This window comes from Collinsella sp. AF25-2LB, from assembly GCF_003458415.1.
In the GTDB taxonomy this organism is placed as follows: Bacteria; Actinomycetota; Coriobacteriia; order Coriobacteriales; family Coriobacteriaceae; genus Collinsella.
Genome location: NZ_QRUF01000010.1, coordinates 72846 through 89694, shown reverse-complemented (window position 1 = coordinate 89694; position 16849 = coordinate 72846). Strand labels below are relative to the sequence as shown.

Genomic DNA, 16849 nt, shown 5'->3' with positions numbered 1-16849 from the left:
TAGGCCGCGGGCCCGCACAGGGCCAGGGCGGCCGCGACCGCGAGGACGGCGGCGGCCCCGGAAACTCGTTTCATGGAGCGTTTCATGGAAAATCCCCCTAATCTAGCAACGGTTTAGAGTCTACTAGATTGGGGGGACGCGAGCCAAGCCATGGTGCGCCGAACGGTTAGCCACAAGGTCGCATTCGGCGCCAATGACCTCATCCGTATAACCATTGAGCTCCAGATGACCGGCATCGGTCCACACCCAGCCAACGCCCGAGACGTCTGGCTCGCAGCACGCAACGTTGCCTATAAACATGCTCTCCGTGTCCGCGGTAAAAGAAGGCCCGCCCAGCAAAACGCACGGACAGGCCATAGCAACAGGCAATTCGACGCAAATCGTTTGAGCAGGCGACGCGCGGAAGGAGCGTATAAGACGGTTTTCTGCTGGCTGTCAGCCGCGGTATCCTCATGGAGACCTAATTGTCGCCGGAATTAAAGTCCCCGGCGCGGACTCACCTTATCTCCCCGGTGCGGGCTCGATATCCTCTCGGATATCTAATCGTCTTGGACTTTAACCTGCCCAAGCACAGTACAGCTTTTACGTGCCGCCACACGGAGCTTAGCTCGTGGACTATTTTCTAAAATATAGACCTTCAAAGCAACTTGGGTTCAAGCACGGACAAACAAAACAGGCACTGAATACAAGACTTGTTTATCAATAGTTATCAATCGCATGCGTTACCAGCAAATATCGTCTGTCTCATACGCTGCGATACAATCAATCTCACCAAATGCTAAACCAGCATCCCGAAGGGAGCAACGTGCTAACAATTCACTATGGTGATATGGAAAACGTTATCTATAATACGTCGGTTTACTTCGATAACGTCTATTCGCCCGAATGGTTTCAAGATGCTTTTGCGCAAAGAATTATTAAATCCATCGATAAAGGCAGTGTGGTTGGACCCGGCGCAATAAACACCAAGATCCTAGGCATTATCCCACCGGAAAGGCTATCGGGCGGAACTAAGACGCTGCTACTCATGTACTTCATGCCTCAGAACATATACAACGCCACAACCTGTGGCGACAATTGCGCTTACTGGATTCTGAGAATCGCCGCACAGCACGATCTGACAATCAACCTCTACCATCTGATGGATTTTGGAAACGGCAAGTTCACGGCAACCGTTGCAAACACGGGTGATGTCGTTCACACGATGTTCGACCTTGTCCCTATAGCCGCAAAATGCCTAAGGGAGAACTCCTGACGCACGTTTTTGATATGAGAAGAGCCACTTGAACGAGGAGTACTTGAACCCCACCGCTCTTGCAGCTCTTGAGGGCACTTTGCCAGATCTCGTAATTACTTTGCGCTAAAGCGAGGAGTGCTCACTGTCGGAGGATAAGTTCGGTCCGAGCCAGGAATCGCCATCCAAAAAGAACTCCGGCCAGCGCTGCATAAACAGCGTCTGCTCGCGCTTCCAGCGGCGCAGCTTTTCCTCGTTTGCCTCTTCCCTGCCGCGCGAGGTGAACTCGCAGTGGTACAGCTCGGCATAGGGCATTTGCCCTCCTCCAACAAAACACTGTCACTAACTTAGCCCACCAACCTCGCCATTTGTTAAGCAACAAGTGCGAGCGGTAGGTATTGATCTACAACCGTTAGGGATTGAAAAGAATGCAGTAGCCGAAAACGTAATATCTTCCGATTGGCGTGGCATAAAAAAATAGAGGGCGTCCCATAAAGAGAAGCCCCCTTGCAAAACGGCCGAACCGCTTTTCGAAGTGGGAAATATTTTGCACCAGATGACTAGGGATCGCAAGAAGGCATATCTTCAGCGTCACACAAATACCATGCGCCGATCACTTTCGACAAAAACGAGAAGGAGGAAGTTATGACCTCAGCACCTTTATAGTAGTTGATGTTGCGATTTGCCCTAGAAATAAACTTGGAAAGCGATTGTGCTTTGTGCTTAATAACGCCTTTAGACGACACCTCTTTGTGCAGATATAGCGTTGTGACAATCTGGCGTATTCTCTCATTGCTCATCCTTGCTTTACGCTGATAAGAGCCAACCCCATCTATTTTGCTCAATGCCTTCATAACACCGTTATTTGCCCTTCGGGCATTCTCACCCGAAGCAAGACCATTAAGAATGCAACTATTGTGAGCACACGCGTTGCGGAGATCTTTTGCCGCGCGAAGCAAATAAAACCTATCGCGAAGCTCAGCATCGTCAAACCGTTTGGCGCAAAACAAAATGAATGGATTAAAGGCACCAAAGGTAATAACTTCCAGAAAGGCCCAGGCAGGCATATTAAAACCACTGTATTTTGCAAGAATGCCTGCAGAATAGGCACTCGACTCACAACGAGAAATCTCTTTTTTGACCCAGTTGGTCACATTCCCCTTGCTATCAAATGTATCCTGCTCGCTTAAATAGTCTTGAACGATTTCGTAACCGTCCTCGGCATGCTGCTCTATCCTGCCCAGCAAGTCAACTTTGCAGAAGTGCTCAATATCAAGAGTGAGCGAAATCATCTCGTTTCGAAGCAACATATCAATAATCGAAAGGTCAACAAGCATCTTGAAATCTAAGTTGACATATTCACCCTTGCGTTTTCCATCAGAAACCTTTGGAAATCCGGTGCGGTACGAGCGCAAGCGAAAGTAATTGTTGTTCTTCGTCAGATACTCGACCGCCTCTGCCTCGCTCATATAGCGGAAACGGACACCCTTGCTCTTAAGATGGGAGACTTGTTCCCAAGGAGTAAGCCAAGGCTTTTGATCGCACATATCTTGTTGACGAATAGGACTATTCATTGCGCTCTCCAGCGTATTTGATGAAATAACAGATCTAATTTTATCCTAACTGTAAATACCTATTAAACAGCCGGACGCTCATGCAAATACATCATGGCACGCCGCCGCTCATCTCGCCTTGAGCTCGTGACAACATTTGCATTAGCTTCCACAGAATTAGAGGGAGCATCCTCTCGCTATCTCATTTTGAGCTGAGTAACATCGTAAATTGACCCGACCTGAGCCACTATCCAGCACACGGTCCAGAAAAATCTCCCAAGAAAGAAGTACTATTATCGCACTTACACCCACCAAGGCTCCTCTTCATACTTTTCCGCATAGGGAGAACGACACCTACTAGCAAACTTGTAAACCAGTACGTAGAGTTCATATGCATCGCGATCTAAGCGCGCCATTCCTTCTCGGTCGTATCGTGTCTGTTCCTTTTCACACTTTTTAATAGCGCTAAGCAAGTCGTAGTAGCCGCAGTCTCGGCTGTTAAAATGATGACATTTTCCGACAATATCTTGATAATCATTGCGAATTGCATCGATTTTTCTAGCAATGGCAGATATTTGTTTGAACTTACGTGTCCCAGGAAAGTATGCAAGCTTTGATTTCAGAATGTAGACTTCGTCTTCGGAGGGCAATTTAGCCTCCAATCGAAGATAGGATCCTACTGACTTTCGAAGTCTATTCTCCAAATGAAGCAGATATCGTCGCGTATGAGAATCTTCATCTGAGTAGTAACGCTCGCATTCATCCCTTTCGCAATGTTCAATTACCTGAACTAAAGAATCCCTTTGTTCATGCCTATCATCCGATATGCAAAGCAATTGGGAGACGCATGACTCTTCTTCCTCGTAATAAGCCAAAAGAAGTCCCAAGGTATCTTCGCATCGAGATAGATGCTCAATGTAGCATTCATCCATTCCGCCTAGCTCAGACAATAACGGCTGAATGCCAAATAAAAAACGATCTTCAAGTTCCCGACATCGGTCGCTGTATTCAATTACCCCAACAAACAAAGATGATATTCCTGCACCTAAAACCGCTAACAAAACCTCGTTCATCTGTTCATCCGTCAAAATGACCGCGTTTAGAGGGCAAATATAGAAAATAAACGAGATAGCAGCAACGATGGATGACGCAATTACGATCGTTCTCGATAATCTCATGCTGTTTCACCCTCAGACAAGCGGATTGCGTTTGAAATCCCAATAATCGCATCAACACGCATAAGAAAAGCTAAGCGTAGGCTCCACGAATCAAACACCGGAAATATAGCAAAAACCCAACGCTTTCACAGCTCCTGAGCACCCTATGCTGGATTTTCACATCACCTCGCACTAAAGCGAGAAGTACTCGCTCTCGGCAGATATGTTCGGCCCCAACCACGGATCGCCCTTCAGGAAGAACTCCGGCCAGCACTGCATGAACAGGGCCTGCTCGCGCTTCCAACGGCGCAGCTTTTCCTCGTTTGCCTCTTCCCTGCCGCGCGAGGTGAACTCGCAGTGGTACAGCTCGGCATAGGGCGTAAAAATGGTGCGGTAGCCCGCCTCCCACACGCGCAGGCAAAAGTCTGCGTCGTTAAAGCCGACGGCGAATTCCTCGTTGTAGCCGCCGACGCGCTCAAATACGTCGCGTCGCACCATCTGGCAGGCACCCGTTACGGCGCTAAAGTTGCCCGGGCGCACAGCACGGGCAAGATAGCCCTCGCGCTTTGCCGAGAAGTCCTGGTTGGCATGGGCAAGTGCGCCACGCACGCCGACCAAAATGCCAGCGTGCTGCACCAGATGGTCGGCAAAATAGAGCTTGGCACCCACCACGCCTGCATCGGGACGCTGCAGATAGCCCATCATCTCTTCGATAAAATCGGGGCTTATGACCTCGGTATCGTTGTTCAGCAGCAGCAGGTAATCACCCTTGGCATGCTCCACGCCAAAGTTGATGATCTGGGAGTAATTGAACTCGCCCGGCCAACACACAACGCGCGCGATGTCCTTGCCTTCGGATGCTGCAGCCACGCGCTCTGGCAGGGTTTCGTAATACGCAAACGTCTCCGGGGCTTCGCTGTTGTTCTCCACCAAGACGATCTCGTAATTGGCATACGTTGCCTTCTGGGCGATCGACATCACACAGGCATCGAGCGTCTCAACGTGGTCCTTGGTGGGAATCACAATGCTCACCAGCGGCGCAGGCTCCGGCAGCGCATAGCGCATGCGGTAAACAAACGGCGTCTCGGTCTCTTCGACCGCTCCGCGAACGCCCAGCGCGTTAAAGTGGCGCTGAAGCGCGAGGCGCCCGGCTTCAATAGCATACGGCTTGCTATCGGCAGAGCCATCGGCGGTCGATCCCGGATGCACGCGCCAGTGATACAGCACGTGCGCGACATGCTCAAACCGTGCGCCCGCCGCAAGACAGCGAAGCGTAAGGTCGTAATCCTGGGCACCCGCAACGTCTTCTGGAGATGTACCAATGTGATCGATGAGCGCCTTCTCCACCATAAGGAAATGCGTCACGCAATTATGGCTATAGAGCAGGTCGACGTTGAGCCGCGTCTTAAAGACCGGCTGGCCCCACTCCCCCGTTTTCTGGAACATGTCCTCGTCGCAGAACAGGACCTGGGGACGCTCGCCCTTGGCAGCCTTGTTCAGCGCGGCAACATAGTGGAATAACGCGTCCGGTTCCAGAATGTCGTCATGGTCCAAGAACGCGATGTAGTCGCCCGTCGCTTGTTCAATACCAGCGTTGGTGTTGACCACAATGCCGCCGTTGCCGGGAAGACCGATGCGGCGAACGCGCTCGTCATTGGCGTCGGCCGCAAGATTAGACACCGCGTCCCATTCGGGCGAGGCATCCATCAGCAGCAATTCCCAGTTGTCATAGCTCTGGGCTAGCACCGAGTCCAGCAGCTCGCGCAGGTAGACCCGATCGGTCTTGTAGCACGGCACCACAATGCTCACGAGCGGCCTATAGGCAAAGGCCGCCGAAGCGACACGTTGGCACGCCAAATCGCCCGGCTTTGCGCGATGCTGCTCAAACCAACGTCGATAAGCTGCGTCGTCTGCACGCGCGTCCTTCATACGGTTCCAGCTGTCGTCGACCATGCCGTTGTACAGGCGACCATCCATGGCGCAAAAACCGCTCTGGATCCGCTCTGTGGGATCGCTCGCAATCGCGACAAAATCCCGTATATCCTGAGGCATCTCAACGCTCAGATACGTTTTATTGACGCGGCAACCGTTGCGCTGGGGAACATCGACCTGCGATTCAAACACATGCACGGTGACATCGATGGCATTCATATGCGTATCAAAGATCTGGAGCTCAGGTGCGCACTGGGGGTCTCCCGCCCAGGTGACCTCATAGCGCCACACCGCGCCGGCGTCGGCCGGCAAATAGCGAATGGCATCGATCTCGTAGCGACCGCAGCGCTCGCCGCGCTGCGCATCGCGAATCAGTGCGCACAACGCAGACTTTGCTTTGTAGTTAATCTTGGATTCCAGCTTGGCCACGCGGCTATCGAGGCGAATGGAGCCCAACCTTTGGCCACCGGATGCAAAAACGACATCCATCGACGAGCCATCCAAAAACGGAAGCACCAAAACGGCGAGCTCGCGCTCGTAATCGGAAACGGAAGGGCAAAGCGCCAGCACACGGCCATGATCGACCGGGAGCACCAGCGACGGCACATAAGAACCGCTCGTCGTCGCATGGACAAACGCCTGAGAACCCTCCCGCTCAATAAGCGCGGCGACATCCTGACCGGCAAAACGAAGCAGCACAAACAGACGGCCCTGACTGCGGCAAAGTGCCAAACGCTTGATACTCATCTACACTTCTCGCTTTCCCAGGGCGTTCGCCGCCATGCGCTTGCAGGCACCCAGGCGGCCAAACCTCAAGACGTCGTAATCGAACATGAGCTTTTTGCACTCACGGGCATTGGGGGCCTTGCTGGTAAGCGCCGCACGCACCATAGCAGCAACAGGAGGAGCGCATGGTGCGAGCGCAGTATCGCTGCCCACGGCAGAGCCGGCAAGCGCCGTGGCAACGGCAGCAAACACCTTGCCGCAGTCCGAACCCAGCAACCTGAGCGCATCGTACAGCACCAGATCGCATAGGAAGTACGCCAGGTCATCGGCATGCTGGACATCGAGACCGTCGCGCTGCCAGTCAGCCAGCACCGCGGAGTAAATCTTCACATGCTCTAGCAGACGTGTCTCGTCGTCGTAGCGCATGGTGTCCATGAGCGAACCCTTGCGCGCCACGCGGTAGTCATACAGCTTGTTCGAGATAAGCGCGGTCTTATGCGAACGACCGTACACGACAAAATCGAAGACCTGGTCCTCGCCATACTTGACGGTTTCGTCGAACACGATTCCGTTGCCCAGCAAAAACTCACGCTTGCAGGCGGTGCGCCATGCAAAGGGGCGAGATGCTTCCTTAAACAGCAGGTCAGAGCTATAGCCCACAAACGACACATCGCGCGGGCTCAGCACATAGTTAAGCCACGGATACCCCGCCTCCAGCGGATACGGATTCGCGCCAAAGGTCAAAACGTCGCAGTCCTCGCGCTCAAAGGCATCGACGATCACGCGGCATGCATCGGGCGTGAAGCGGTCGTCGGAATCCAAAAACGCAACGATAGGCGCCATGGACGCGGCGATGCCTGCATTACGCGCACTCGACAGACCGCCGTTCTCCTTATCGACCAGCGTAAAGCGCGCGTCCTTTTCGCAATAGGCAGCCGCAATATCGCGCGAGCCATCCGGTGAGCCATCGTTGACCAGCACGCCCTCCCAATCGGGCATATCCTGCGAAAGCAGGGAGTCCAGGCACCAGGCCAGGCACTCCTCCACGTTATAGATGGGAACGACAACGGAAATCTTGGGGGTAGCCATAGTCACTCGCTCCTACTGTGCGGCCGGAACGTCATCAGGGTGCGGGTTGTCGCCGTAGGTGCGCTGATACGTCAGCACGCGCCAGACCAGCGGCAGGCCGCCAATCTTAAAGTAATGCTTAAACGTATTGAGCTTGCCCGGCTTCTTAAAGTCAAAGCGCGAATCGATATAGGCGCGGGGCGACTTGACCATCAGGCGCAAGTCGGTCTCGCCGCGCGGGTCGAACAGCGATAGGTCAAAGCGACCGGCATCCCAATCGGCCCTCAGCTCGGGTGAAGCCTTCTCCCAAAACTGCTCGCGCAACTCATCGACCAGGCGCTCATCATTCCAACGGTACGTATCGACCTTCATACGCATTAAAATGCCCTGAAGCTGAGCCTTAAGCTCGGGGCTTTCATCCAAAAAGCGCTGCATCTCGGCATATTCGTCGCACACGCAAAACACCTTATTGGGCGAATTAACGGAGCTCTTCTCGTTGTCTTGGCGATAGCACAAAATGGGGTCCGCGATAAACGCAGCACGCTCGGCGCATGCCCAGACCTTAAAGTTAAAACCCGCATCCTGATACGAGGCACCCGGCGTGGGAAGGAAGCGAATCTGATTGTCGTTGAGGAACGCGCGCCGATAGATAGCCGACCAAATGGAAGGTTTGCGGTAGAAGATGCCCGGGCGATCGACGGGGCGATACGCGGCGCCCGTCATATGCTCGTCGATAATCCCAAACAGCTCACGTCGCTCGCTGGGCGTGGACCAATACAGATAAAAGTCGCCCTTTACCGCATCGGCATGCTCAGCATCGGCCTTGGCGACCAGCTTTTGAAGCGAATCCTCAAACATAAAGTCGTCGGACTCAAGGATGCCCACGTACTCACCGCGCGCCATCTCCAGGCCACGGTTCATCGAGTCGCCGTAGCCGCTGTTGGCCTTGTCGATCATCTTTACACGGGGGTCGTGCTCCATGTACTCGCGGATGATATCCGGCGAGCTATCGGTGGAGCCGTCGTTGATGCAGATGATCTCGATGTCATTGAGCGTCTGCGCCACGGCGGAATCGAGGCACACGCGCAGATAGCGCTCGACATTGCAAATGGGGACAAGCAGCGAAACTTTAGGGGTATCAGAGTTCTGCAAGAGAACCTCCCGTTGAATAGCGTGTAACAGGGTTATTTTAGCAGCCGAGTTGCGGCGGGCGGCAGCGCTTGGAATTATAGAAAGCGCTCCAGGCAGGCTTTGAGACCGCGAGTCGAAAGATAGAACAGCGTGGCGTCTGCCATCGAAACGCCCGAGGTCGCCGCAACGAGCTTGTGGGCAACACGGCGAACGGCACCCTTAGCAGGCATATCCGCCCACTCCGTTCCCAAAAACGTCGTGAGGTCCATGTTGACGCGAGCCGCCACGCGATGGAAGTCATCGGCATCCAAGCGCGCCAGATCGAACACAATTAGGTCCAAAAACCAAGTTATCAGCTCGCCGGGACACAGGTCCAAAAGACCATAGGCCGCCCAGTCTTCCAAGACCTCCTCGAGCATCTTCATGTGGGCGTCAAGCTTTTTGGCGCGCGCCTCGGCACTGTTGAACTCGTGCGTCGCCGATTCGCTCTCCATCACGTAGTGGTAGAACTTGTCAGGCATGACGACGGTCCTGCGGGCAAGCGCATAAGCCGCAAATTGGAAGACGACGTCCTCGCCCAAAGCCAAACCGGGGGCGAAGCGAATGCCTTCGCGATTGAGCAGCTCGCGCGAAAAAGCCGCACGGCAGGCATAGGGCTGCGCATTCGAATGGAACAGCAGTTGAGGATCGCGGGCGCCGAAGGTACCAGCTTTGGGGCTCATGAGTTGCTGGACGCGTTTGGGGGCAGCATCGGCAGGTTCACAGACGCCGCCAAAAACGGCGGCCTCGGCATCCGCAGACTCCATGGCATGCAGCACGCGCTCGACCGTCTGGGCATCGATGTAATCGTCGGCGTCCACAAAAAAGACGGTCCCGCCCACGGCGGCATCGATGCCGGCATTTCGAGCACACGAGACGCCCGCGTTTTCCTGGTCAATCACCAGTACGCGATCGTCGGCCTGCGCGATCCGACGCAACACGTTCAACGAATCATCAGTCGAACCGTCGTTGACGCAGACAACCTGAATCGAACGCTCAGACTGGGCCAACAGCGAATCGAGGCATCGCTGAATGGAGCGCGCAGAGTTGTAAACGGGGACGACAATGGTAGCTTTAGGACACGAGGCCTCTCCCATGCCGACCTACCCCCTCAGCGATTCGATGAGGAAGGCGGCGACCACGCCTGGGCCTCCAACCGAGGCGTAATACTTAGCACGCCCCAAGGCACCATCCGTCGCAAAACTCGGATGCTCGTCAACCCAGCCCTCAGGATCTTTGAGGATGGCAGCGAGATTTGCGCGCTTCCACGGCTTGAGGTCGTCAAGCGAAAAGTCCCCGGCGTCCAAGGCCGCCTGAAATTCCTTGGCCATCTGAACCAGGAACTCCTTATAGAACTTAGGCGCCAGGCGCACGTAGTTCCACATGTACGAATCGTACTTAATGAGTTGATTGAACTTGAGCATGCGCGCGACATCGCCGCTTGCGTGGTCGCGGGCATAATCCTCTCGAATCCAACGCTCAATCTCGGCATACTCGGAATTGACGCAAAAGACCTTAGCCGAAGAATTGACCGAGGAATTCTCGTTGTCCTGGCGATAAGACAACACGGCATCATGCAGGTAAACAGCCTTATCGGCGCACGCGATCACCTTAAAGGCGAATGACGTGTCCTGAAAGGATGCCCCCGGAGTCGGCAGGAACTTAATGCCGTTGCGCTCAAGAAAATCGCGACGGTACACGGCCGACCAAATCGACGGCTTTTGCTTAAAGAACTGAGTCGTATCGCTCGGGTGCACCGGCTTGCCGCAGTCCTTGGCCTTAAACATCTCGTGCAGCGAACGGCGCTCCTCGGGCTTAGACCAGTAGAAATCAAAGTTAGCCTTCGCAAAGTCGGCATTATTGCTATCGGCGGCCGAGACAAGCTTTTCGAGTGCGTCGGGCGCCATAAAGTCATCGGACTCCAAGATGCCAACGTACTTGCCACGCGCCATCTCCAGACCGTGGTTCATTGAGTCGCCGTAGCCGCTGTTGACCTTGTCGATCATCTTGACGCGCCCATCGCGCTCCATATACTCGCGGATAATCGCCGGCGAGTTGTCGGTCGACCCGTCGTTAATGCAGATGATCTCAATATCCTTGAGCGTCTGCGCCATGGCGGAATCGAGACACTCGCGCAGGTAGCGCTGAACATTGTAAATGGGAATAAGTAGCGACAGAACAGGGCTGCCAGAGGCGTTAGTAGACAAATGTGCTCCTTAGGAAATACCTGTCGTTTCATGGTATCAAAGGGTCAGCGCGCCAGCGGGCGTTTATATAATCTATGGAGCCTCTTGCGGGCAAAGCAGCCCCACATCATGCGGCGGGCCCATGGCAGGTTCCTGCGTTTTATTCAAAGCTTGCCGCCAAGGTGCGCCGAGCCTTTACAATAGGACAGTCCCAAGGACGTATTCGATAGCTTCCGTGCAGCGCTCGCCCGCCGCGCGTGAAAGGATATATTGCCCCATGCCTTCAACCCTTCCCGCCCCCATCGACAAGCTCGCCATCGTTGTCGTCACCTATAAGCGCCAGGAACTCCTGGCCAACCTGTTCGACTCTATGACCAAGCTCACTGCCGCGCCCTGGCGCATCGTGATTGTCGATAACGAAAATTCGCGCGAGACCGAGGCCATGTGCGCCGCATTTAACGAGCGCCTGGCCAACCTGTGGGGCATCGACACCGAGCAGCCCGACGCGCAGGGCGGCACCGACCGCGTCATCTACGCCCCGCAGCTCGAAAACGGCGGCGGTGCGGGCGGCTTCTCCGCCGGCACTAAATGCGCCTACGACCTGGGCGCCCAGTGGTTCTGGGTGATGGACGACGACGTGCTCGTCATCCCCGAAGGCATCGAGCGTCTTGCCAAGTGGACCGACCGCTACGATGTCATCCAGGGTTCGCGCCTAGACTTTGACGGCGGCGCCTTCTTTTGGCAATACCAACTCATCCTTTCGCTCGGCATTCCCAACCCAGTCGCCAAGTGGGATCTGGGTCCCGAGGGCTACCGCACCATGAACCAGCTGTGCTTTGAGGGCGGCATGTTCTCGCGCCGCGTGGTCGACAAGATCGGCCTGCCCGACGCGCGCTTCTTTATCTACGGCGACGATGCCTGCTATGGCTACGTGGCCAGCCAGCACTTCTCCGCCGCCGTTGTTGCCGACGTGGTTCTCAAGCGCGCCCGCGCCGTCTCTAACTGGGATATCGCCGGCAAGCGCCAGCTCAACTCCACGAGCGACACCAACCGCTACTACATTATGCGCAACCGAGGCTTCCTCGCCCGCTACATGCAGATCTACGGCGACTATCACCCCGTGCTGTTCCGTCTGGGCAACGCCGCGACCTTCTGCAAGGAATTCATTCGCCTGGCTGCCGTTGACAAGTGCTTTAAGACCGGCATCCCGGCGCTGCGCCGTGGCATGAAAGACGCCCGCAAGATTATCAAGGACCCCGACTGGGAGCCCATGCCGCCCATGAAGGACGCAGAGTAACGGAAGCCGGAAACACCTCAGCGCTTAAAGCCGCTGGCACACCGTAGCCACATGCTGCCCATCAAAACCGAACCCCCAGCGCATGCGACCCACGCCGGGGCGCGGCACACGGATTTCGTCGATGCCGTCGCGCTCTATGTCGAGTAGCGACTGCACGGCCAGCAATTCCAGGCCCAGCGCATCCACATCGGGGTCATACATCAAGTTAATCGTTATCAGCGGGCGCTCGTCCAGCATGCCAATCGTATCTGCTACGTCGAACACAGCACCCGTAGGGAAAACCTGGATGTCCCAGCGACCCGCGCCACACTTTCGCCTCGAGGCAGGATTGGCATAGCCCGGCAAGCCAAAGCAGAGCCCCTGCAAGAGCAGATGATATGGCAGCGGCGCATCTGGGTCGGTCGCACCGATTCCCGCATCTCCCAGGATGCGGCTTAGCGCCCGCCTCACCGTATCCTCGTCCCCACGGCACAACCCGTCGCGAAACGCATCGACGTCTCGAATGTCTTCGGCAGCACACTCAAACCACTCAATAATCACTAGACGCAAGGCCTGGCGAAGCTCGTTATTGGGCAATCGCAAAGCACGGAGGCGATCGCCATGTTCTGGCTCCTCAGTCATATCCGTCGTGAGAAAACCGGACAGATACAGCGCTGTCCACATGCCATCGTCAGGCGAGACATCTGGCTCTGCAGTGCCCAAACAAAGCGGGACCTCAGCGCACCCATGGGCCTCGAGCAAATCAAACAAGACCGAAAGGCGGTCGAGATTCCACCCGGCAACTACCCTACTCAGGCAATCCGCATACCCATACAGATCGGCGCGCACAGGCGCCGTGCAGCCTCGGTCCAGAAAACCGATCACGCGCGCCGGACTCGAGCAATAGACCCTGCCAAACCGATATCCCTCGAGCCATTCACGCGCATCATCAAGGTTTTCCTCGCGCCCAGCACGATTCAACAGAGCCTGGACCTCGGCATCCGAAAAGCCGAACCAACGGTCACACCACGTCGAAAGCGGCGTCGACAGACAATACGAGCAACTGCGCGACGAAAGCGCCGCTTCGGCAGGACTGGGACGCTCCCCCATCAGACACGTCAGCCGCAACGAATCGCGCGCAGTGGCAATGGCGTCGAACAGCACACGATCGAATAGCCCTGCCGGATCGGCGCCGGAAGCGCCCCTCGCGCTCGCACGGCCCAACCACGCCGCGTCGTACCCATCAACGAGCAATACAACCTGCTCATCGCAGGCCATCTCCAGCAGCCCAATGAGCACGCCAAGCACCGAGGCGACCTCATCCTCGCTCGCCGCGCCACGCGCAACGCGTTCGATGTGACGCACCTTGTCTCGAGCTAAATCCGGAGCCTCCAAGAGCGCCAACAATCGAGCGCACTCGCCCGAAAGGGCATCGCGCACGGCGCCGGCAACAGCGGGGCCACGCCTCGCAGCGCTAGAAAAGTCCAGCGATATCACCGGATAGCAAGCGTACTCATCCCGATAGCGCCCGCCGTCTGCATCCCAAATCTGAGCATCGGCAAACAAACGCTGACCAGCGCGACCGACCGCTGGACGCTCCAGAAAAGCCCTGAGCATCGACAAGTTCATGCTCTTGCCAAAACCCTCGGGTCGACAGCACACCACAACGGACGCGTCGCAGTCCAACACATCGGCAATAAACATGGTCTTGTCGACCAGCATGCAGCAACCAAGAGCTTCCGCATAGTCGTGCATGCCAATGGGCAAAATCGCATCGTCATCACAGCCGATCAAACGCACGCCAAAGCCGGCAGCACAACCATTATTTGCCTGTTCAGACACCAAAACGTTCCCCCCTAAATCGCAGCACGATGCCAATTGTAATGACCGCCTCGCGCGTACCGATGTCGCCGCGCGAACATATCGGGCAACGGTAGCAACAAGAGGTGTGAGGGGGCACAACTAATCGTTGCACAACAAAAAACGGGGCCCGATGCATTCGCACCGGACCCCGTTCCGACTCTTTAGTTATCTGGCAACCGAGAGGCTACTCCTCCGAGCTGTCCTCCCCAGAAGCTTTCTTCTGCTGATCGAGCTTATGCTTACCGCTCACGATGGACGTAGCGCCCAGCGTAGCCAAGCTCGCACTGGCAAGGCTCGCCATCACGATCAAGTCGCCCGTCTTGGGCATATTGCCGCCAGATGACTTGGTCGTTGTAGTCGTCGTGGTTGTAGTGGTCACCGTCTTGGAGTCATTTTGCTCCTGAACCTGGTTATCAGCGCCGCTCTTGTCGTCGTCTTCGGACTGTTTCTTTTCGCCCTCGGTCTTGCTCTCGTCCTTCTTCTCAGATTCAGACTTCTTATCCTCGTCCTTCTTCTGAGCGGACTTGTCGCCCTTCTCATCAGAGCTAGGACCCTTATCGGATTCAGCCTTCTCGGAAGCCTTGTCCTTTGAGTCGCCCTTTGCGGCCTCGGTCTTTTCCATGGAAACCTGATCAGAGTTGTCCTTGTTCTGAGTCGAGCCATTATTGACGCCAGCCATCAGCGAAGAGCCCAACGTAGAACCAAGCTGCACGGAGAAAGAAGGCTTCTTGTCCGGCGAAGCAACGGGAGCGTCCGGCGCCTTATTCGAGTCGTCCTTGGAAGCATCGGAATCAGGGGTTGCGTCAGAGCCGAAGCCGTTGTTAGAGCCGGTGCCAACGGACGAATCGCTCGAACCAGTGGAAGAATCAGAGGAACCAGCGTCGGTCGAACCAGAGGCGGCGCTGTCCGTATTGCCGGCAGAGCTTGAAGACGAATCGCCCGCAGCAGAGCCGTTCAAATCGGAGCCGTTCGAGGTAGAGCCGTCGTTGGTAGTGCCGCCAGCAGAGCCATTACCGTCAGCATCGGTCGAGGGCGCATCCATCCTGTCATCGTTGACATCGTCACTCGAGTCGCCATTCGAATCAGGTGTCGGCGAGGGCGCCGGTGTGGGCTCGGGCTGCACGGGCGTCGCAGCGGCAGCCTCATCCTCGGCGATAAAAACCAAGCAGTCCTTCAGCTCATTTTTATAACGATTCTTCCAGCCCTCATGATACTGGGGCTGACTCGAAAACTTAGTGGCGACATTGTTGACCACGCTATTGGAGAGCGCCGTCACAAACTCGCGGTCGGACATATCGTTGGAAAGATTCGCCCAGCGGAAAAAGTCCCTGCAGCCACCGGTGCCGCACATGTTGGTGATGCTCCACACCATGCCCTTGACGCAATCGGCGCGGCCCGAAATATCAATGCCCAGGCCGCTCTTGAGCCACGCCTCGGTCACCGCATAGTACGAGTTGTACGCATAGGCATCTTGAAGTGCTGAGAACTCAACAGGATCGGTGTTGTACGCACCTTGGAAGGCATCCTGCGCGATATGGCCCAGCTCGGTAAATTGGCCGTTCTCGTACATGGCATTGCTCGCGTTGGAAATCTCGCTGCCGCGATCAATCGCATCCTTGAGCATGCTGTATTTTTCGGGGTTGTAGTTGTAGGCCTGCTTCATAAACGGAATGAGCGACCAACGGCGGTCGAACTGGTAATAGCCCAGCGCGTTATAACCGTCGCCATACGAAAAGCCCTGGTTGTAGTTGCCATGGCTCTCGTACTTGGTAAAGTACTTCATCTCGGGAGTCACGTTTACAAACGAAACGCCCTGGACCGACCTCAGCACGCCCGAGAAGGACTGCTGGGTGTAGAGGCCTTTGTCGATATCGGTGGCATCCGAGGCAACGCCCGGCGTGGGTTCCTCGGCAGCGGCGGGCGCGGGCGCGGTAACGGCGCTAAACGAAAGCGCCAGCGTCAGGCCCGCGACAATAGCAGAATGCTTGGGCTGCATAAGATCCTCCCTGCATTGGTGTAGTTAAAGTGCAGTTTGCAAAGATAAAACTAAGTATTGCAGCTCGCCCGTTGTTGCACAACAACCCCTCGGTAAACGGCAACAACCCTCCGCGAAATCTTAAGGAATTGCGCTCAACCTACAGCTTAATGTCAAAGTTGATCTCGGGGACGGCGGCCAAGTCGGCCAACGTCACGCCGTCGACGTACTTTTCGATCACGTCGTCCAGACCGCGCCAGAACTTGACGGTCGAGCACAGATCGCTGCGGGCGCAACTGTTGTCGATGCCGTCGCACGCCACCGGAGCCGTGCTGCCCTCGACGGCGCGCAGGATGTCGCCGGCACGCACCTCGGCCGGGTCCTTGGCCATCATGTAGCCGCCGCCCTTGCCGCGCACGCTCTTAAGCAGGCCCGCCTTCATAAGCGGACGAACCAGCTGCTCCAGATACTTTTGCGAGATATGCTCGCGGTCGGCAACCTCGCGCAGGGCAATCTTGCCCTCGGCGTCGCCCAGCGCCGCGATATAGATCATCAGTCGGAGGGCATAGCGGCCCTTAGAAGAAATGAGCATACCTACCCTCCCATCGTTACTGGGACAAAACCAGGCTTGTTTGCCCAAATCCTATGCACGCGGGGCAAACAAACCTGATTTTATGTCCCTCATCTAAAAAGTCGAGTGGATTAGTCG

At 55.8% G+C, this 16849-nt stretch carries 14 protein-coding genes; 2 read left to right on the top strand and 12 right to left on the bottom strand.

The genetic code is table 11. The annotated features are described in order from the left end of the window. Positions 1-123 precede the first annotated feature (123 nt). Positions 124-300, bottom strand: a complete 177-nt coding sequence (locus DWY51_RS09500) for a hypothetical protein (protein WP_158556920.1) — start codon at positions 298-300, stop codon at positions 124-126. 505 nt (positions 301-805) lie between these two features. Here DWY51_RS09500 and DWY51_RS06265 point away from each other — a divergent pair. Then, positions 806-1255 carry a DUF4869 domain-containing protein gene (locus DWY51_RS06265; RefSeq protein ID WP_233504643.1) on the top strand — a complete coding sequence of 150 codons (450 nt, stop codon included), beginning with the start codon at positions 806-808 and terminating at the stop codon, positions 1253-1255. Positions 1256-1360: 105 nt separating this feature from the next. Here DWY51_RS06265 and DWY51_RS06260 read toward each other — a convergent pair whose 3' ends face one another. The 8 genes from DWY51_RS06260 to DWY51_RS06230 all read right to left on the bottom strand — a co-directional run bounded on the left by DWY51_RS06260 (position 1361) and on the right by DWY51_RS06230 (position 11047). Further along, positions 1361-1549 carry a hypothetical protein gene (locus tag DWY51_RS06260; RefSeq protein ID WP_117770232.1) on the bottom strand — a complete coding sequence of 63 codons (189 nt, stop codon included), beginning with the start codon at positions 1547-1549 and terminating at the stop codon, positions 1361-1363. A gap of 245 nt (positions 1550-1794) precedes the next feature. Continuing rightward, positions 1795-2808, bottom strand: coding sequence for an Abi family protein (locus tag DWY51_RS06255; protein WP_117770231.1), 1014 nt, complete (start codon positions 2806-2808; stop codon positions 1795-1797). Positions 2809-3089: 281 nt separating this feature from the next. Continuing rightward, the gene (locus tag DWY51_RS09450; protein ID WP_147333362.1) at positions 3090-3965 is read right to left on the bottom strand and encodes a hypothetical protein; all 876 of its coding nucleotides are present in this window, start codon (positions 3963-3965) and stop codon (positions 3090-3092) included. Positions 3966-4136: 171 nt separating this feature from the next. Further along, a complete protein-coding gene (locus tag DWY51_RS06250) occupies positions 4137-6623 on the bottom strand; it encodes a glycosyltransferase family 2 protein (protein ID WP_117770230.1) in 2487 nt (828 codons plus the stop codon). Further along, positions 6624-7691 (bottom strand): glycosyltransferase, encoded by a 1068-nt coding sequence (locus DWY51_RS06245; protein WP_117770229.1) that lies wholly within the window; start codon positions 7689-7691, stop codon positions 6624-6626. A 12-nt stretch (positions 7692-7703) separates the two neighbouring features. Next, positions 7704-8822, bottom strand: coding sequence for a glycosyltransferase (locus tag DWY51_RS06240; protein WP_158556919.1), 1119 nt, complete (start codon positions 8820-8822; stop codon positions 7704-7706). A 74-nt stretch (positions 8823-8896) separates the two neighbouring features. Beyond that, positions 8897-9937, bottom strand: coding sequence for a glycosyltransferase (locus tag DWY51_RS06235; protein WP_117770227.1), 1041 nt, complete (start codon positions 9935-9937; stop codon positions 8897-8899). Between the two features lie 6 nt (positions 9938-9943). After that, positions 9944-11047 (bottom strand): glycosyltransferase, encoded by a 1104-nt coding sequence (locus DWY51_RS06230; RefSeq protein WP_117770226.1) that lies wholly within the window; start codon positions 11045-11047, stop codon positions 9944-9946. 256 nt (positions 11048-11303) lie between these two features. Between DWY51_RS06230 and DWY51_RS06225 the strand changes: the two genes are divergently transcribed. Further along, entirely contained in the window at positions 11304-12323 is a 1020-nt protein-coding gene (locus tag DWY51_RS06225; RefSeq protein WP_117770225.1) for a glycosyltransferase, read from the top strand. A 24-nt stretch (positions 12324-12347) separates the two neighbouring features. Here the strand turns inward: DWY51_RS06225 and DWY51_RS06220 are convergent, their stop codons facing one another. From DWY51_RS06220 to DWY51_RS06210, 3 genes are all read right to left on the bottom strand, one after another. Continuing rightward, positions 12348-14144, bottom strand: coding sequence for an AAA family ATPase (locus DWY51_RS06220; RefSeq protein WP_147332631.1), 1797 nt, complete (start codon positions 14142-14144; stop codon positions 12348-12350). 205 nt (positions 14145-14349) lie between these two features. Next, complete coding sequence (locus DWY51_RS06215) at positions 14350-16161, bottom strand: hypothetical protein (protein ID WP_117770223.1); 1812 nt, start codon at positions 16159-16161, stop codon at positions 14350-14352. A 139-nt stretch (positions 16162-16300) separates the two neighbouring features. Beyond that, a complete protein-coding gene (locus DWY51_RS06210) occupies positions 16301-16732 on the bottom strand; it encodes an Rrf2 family transcriptional regulator (protein ID WP_117770222.1) in 432 nt (143 codons plus the stop codon). Between the last annotated feature and the right edge of the window lie 117 nt (positions 16733-16849).

Coding starts and splice junctions, on each gene's coding strand:
- DWY51_RS06250 (WP_117770230.1), bottom strand. CDS start 6,623: ATGAGTATCAAGCGTTTGGCACTTTGCCGCAGTCAGGGCCGTCTGTTT.
- DWY51_RS09500 (WP_158556920.1), bottom strand. CDS start 300: ATGTTTATAGGCAACGTTGCGTGCTGCGAGCCAGACGTCTCGGGCGTT.
- DWY51_RS06255 (WP_117770231.1), bottom strand. CDS start 2,808: ATGAATAGTCCTATTCGTCAACAAGATATGTGCGATCAAAAGCCTTGG.
- DWY51_RS06225 (WP_117770225.1), top strand. CDS start 11,304: ATGCCTTCAACCCTTCCCGCCCCCATCGACAAGCTCGCCATCGTTGTC.
- DWY51_RS06215 (WP_117770223.1), bottom strand. CDS start 16,161: ATGCAGCCCAAGCATTCTGCTATTGTCGCGGGCCTGACGCTGGCGCTT.
- DWY51_RS06235 (WP_117770227.1), bottom strand. CDS start 9,937: ATGGGAGAGGCCTCGTGTCCTAAAGCTACCATTGTCGTCCCCGTTTAC.
- DWY51_RS09450 (WP_147333362.1), bottom strand. CDS start 3,965: ATGAGATTATCGAGAACGATCGTAATTGCGTCATCCATCGTTGCTGCT.
- DWY51_RS06245 (WP_117770229.1), bottom strand. CDS start 7,691: ATGGCTACCCCCAAGATTTCCGTTGTCGTTCCCATCTATAACGTGGAG.
- DWY51_RS06260 (WP_117770232.1), bottom strand. CDS start 1,549: ATGCCCTATGCCGAGCTGTACCACTGCGAGTTCACCTCGCGCGGCAGG.
- DWY51_RS06210 (WP_117770222.1), bottom strand. CDS start 16,732: ATGCTCATTTCTTCTAAGGGCCGCTATGCCCTCCGACTGATGATCTAT.